The sequence below is a fragment of the Brevibacillus panacihumi W25 genome, assembly GCF_000503775.1.
Taxonomy (GTDB): Bacteria; Bacillota; Bacilli; order Brevibacillales; family Brevibacillaceae; genus Brevibacillus; species Brevibacillus panacihumi_A.
In genome coordinates, this window is the sequence record NZ_KI629790.1 from 1 (window position 1) to 2469 (window position 2469).

Consider the following 2469-nt stretch of genomic DNA (forward strand, 5'->3'; position numbering starts at 1 on the left):
TGTGAATGCTAATCTAATTATTGACCACCTAGTGGTACATCGCTCATAAAAAAGTTGACCACCTGAGCACCTCTTTCCTGTATCTTGAAGTTGTCGAGACACCAAGATATAGGAGGAAAGGAAATGCTTCAGATGGCTAATTATGAGTTTATCAGGAAACAACACGTTCTGCTAGGAAAGCCAATTCGTCAAATTTCTCGCGAAACCGGCTATTCCCGCCAAGTGATACGAAAAGCCTTGAAATCCTCTGAGATCCCTATGTATCAACTCTCAAAACCGAAGCCAAAGCCAGTCATTGATTCTGTCCAGCCCATCATCTTGGAATGGCTACGCCAAGATGAACAAGCACCCCCAAAGCAGCGACATACTGCCAAACGAATCTACCAGAGACTCGTCGATGAATACGGATTTACCGGAGGTGAATCAACGGTACGCCGTTATGTCAGGCAATTGCGGGTTTCTCCTCCCAAAGCATTTGTCCCCCTCGATTTCCCGCCAGGGCGATTTGCTCAATTTGACTGGGGTGAGGTTACAGTTCTTTTACAGGGTAAACAGGTGAAAATTCAAGTCTTTTGTATGCGTTGCACCTACAGCAGAAAGATCTTTATCAAAACATTCGCTCATCAAAAGCAAGAAGCACTTCTCCAAGGTCATGTAGATGCTTTTGGTTTTTTCGGTGCTGTTCCCCAGATCATTACGTACGACAACCTGACGACCGCCGTAAAAAAGGTTTTGGAGGGCAAAAACCGTGAGGAGCAAGAACGGTTTGTTCAGCTACGTGCCCATTATCTGTTCGAAAGCTATTTCTGTGATCCGGGAAAAGGGCATCAAAAAGGCCAAGTGGAAAATCTCGTGCAGTTTGTTCAGAAGCAATTCTTTACCCCTGTACCAAGTGTTTCTTCTTTAGATGAATTGAATCAAATTCTCCTCGAAAAATGTATCTCTTACGAGAAAACAACCGTTCCGAGGTCTTCCCTAACCGTTGGAGAAGCATTTGCTCAAGAGCAGCTTATCATGCTCTCATTGCCCCCACGACCATTGGAATGTTGTCGTATCGTATCCGTGAAAAGTAATACGCTGTCCATGATTCACTTCGAGAAAAATGCTTATTCTGTCCCAGTTTCTCATGCGTCAACTGAGCTTATTTGTCGTGTGTTTGCCGAAAGAATCGAGGTCTACCACGGCAAAAACCTGATTGCTACGCATGAGCGATGCTTAGATAAGGGAAAAGAGCTTTTGCAGTACGATCATTATCTGGATTTGCTTCTTACTCGCCCAGGAGCCGTTTTATATGCGAGGCCAATACATCAGGCGGGATTGCCTGCCATTTACCAAAAGTTCTTGGACAAGTGCCGTTATCGGCCTGGGGGAATGAAGGAATTCGTTCGACTCTTGCTATTACACCGAGAATTCGATGCATCCCTTGTGGAAGAAGCACTTAATGAAGCTTGTCAAAAGGGTATGTTCCAGTACGATGCCGTAAGGCAATTGTTGTTTCAGCGTACATTGCCAGAACATCGTGTCCCCCAACTCGCGTTGGCCGAGGATAGCTCTATTCCGCGTATTCAAGTAAAATCGCCTGATCTTAGCCAGTACAATCGTTTGTTACATAAAGGGAGTGTGGTTCATTGAGTACAACCTTTTTGCTCGAAAACTATGCGAAACGTCTACGACTACCCGCGATCAAGCGTGTCTATAAGGAAATGGCCCATGATGCTGCTGAACGACAAATTCCCTACGAGGAGTTCCTGTTAGCTCTTTTGGAGCAAGAAGTTCAGCAAAGAGATGCCAATCAAATCGCAAGTCGAATAAAGCACGCCAAGTTTCCGTCCGTTAAAACTCTCGATCAATATGAATTTTCAGCGATTCCATCCCTCAATAAACCCAAATTACTTCAACTGGCTCGTTGTGAATACATTGAAAAAGCTGAGAACATCATGTTTATTGGAAACTCCGGCACTGGCAAGACTCATCTCTCCATAGCACTCGGGAAAGAAGCATGCCATCATGGCTATTCCGTACAGTTTTGGACAGCGGCTAAGATATGCAACGAGCTGATGGAAGCTCAGTCCCAAAAGCGAATCCTCCAGCTAGAGAAACAGTGGCTGAAAACTGATTTGATCATCTTGGATGAAGTAGGATTTGTCCCTCTCAGCAGAACAGGGGCGGAGCTATTGTTTCAATTTTGTGCAGTTCGTTATGAGAAAGGAAGCATGATCATTACGAGTAATCTGGAATTTGCTGATTGGACCCAGATATTTAAAGATGAGCAGATGACGTCAGCCCTGGTTGATCGGCTAACGCACCGAGCCCATATCTTTGCTATGAATGGAGACAGTTATCGCTTTAAGCAGAGCATTCAAAGATCGTGATCATGAAAAAGTTACCCACCCAACGGGTGGATTCATTTTGTCATGGTGGTCAATTTTTTGATGAGCACGGTGGTCAACTTTTTAATTGACATTCACA

At 44.6% G+C, this 2469-nt stretch carries 2 protein-coding genes; both read left to right on the forward strand.

Annotated features, from left to right (window positions below; genetic code table 11):
• The first annotated feature begins 123 nt into the window (after nucleotides 1-123).
• Nucleotides 124-1632: an IS21 family transposase gene (gene istA / locus T458_RS56850; RefSeq protein ID WP_023555611.1), complete on the forward strand. Its 1509-nt coding sequence runs from the start codon at nucleotides 124-126 to the stop codon at nucleotides 1630-1632.
• Complete coding sequence (istB, locus tag T458_RS55915; protein WP_023555612.1) at nucleotides 1629-2372, forward strand: IS21-like element helper ATPase IstB; 744 nt, start codon at nucleotides 1629-1631, stop codon at nucleotides 2370-2372. Before istA ends, istB begins: the two co-directional genes overlap by 4 nt.
• Nucleotides 2373-2469: the final 97 nt, after the last annotated feature.